The 499-nt window shown below is 47.3% G+C and carries 1 pseudogene; it reads right to left on the bottom strand.

The features are described 5' to 3' along the window. Positions 1-499 (bottom strand): annotated as a pseudogene (locus AB4486_RS28315) (hypothetical protein); the annotation flags it as partial.

Here is a 499-nt window from a genome sequence, read left to right as displayed (position 1 = left end):
GTAATGTGAGTTCGACCGCCACAATCCGTAATCGCAAGCTCATAGTCAGCCATGATTGGGCTTGACTGATCATCGCTATCACCCAAGTAGCAGGTAAATAGGTAATCACTCAACACTACACCATCTTCTATAGACTGTGCGGCAATACCATTGAAAGCGTACATAGTATCGTCCGACGGTTCAGCACTTGGCGCCTCAATCTCACCTACCGTAAGTTCACCATTGTACATGCTAAAGATCATGGTAGGCGTATCCCCCTCTCCCATGTAGGGCATAGCCTCAACTGGTACGGTAAATTCGACGATATCTTCACCGTGTAATGTGTAACGTAAGTAATCCGCAGTAGCGACGCGACTTGCCGTTCCTGCGTCCCAATCAAAGAAGTAATAATGCGCCGTGCCATCACTCACTAACTCGATATCAAAGTCTAGATAGAGGCTAACAGAGGTAGTAAGATCTGTGGAAACCGACTCACCGACCGACTGCGACACAATAATGT

Source organism: Vibrio sp. 10N.222.55.C6, assembly GCF_041473395.1.
Classification (GTDB): Bacteria; Pseudomonadota; Gammaproteobacteria; order Enterobacterales; family Vibrionaceae; genus Vibrio; species Vibrio crassostreae_C.
Note: the sequence above shows the minus strand (reverse complement) of the source record. Positions and strands in the feature narration are given on the sequence as shown.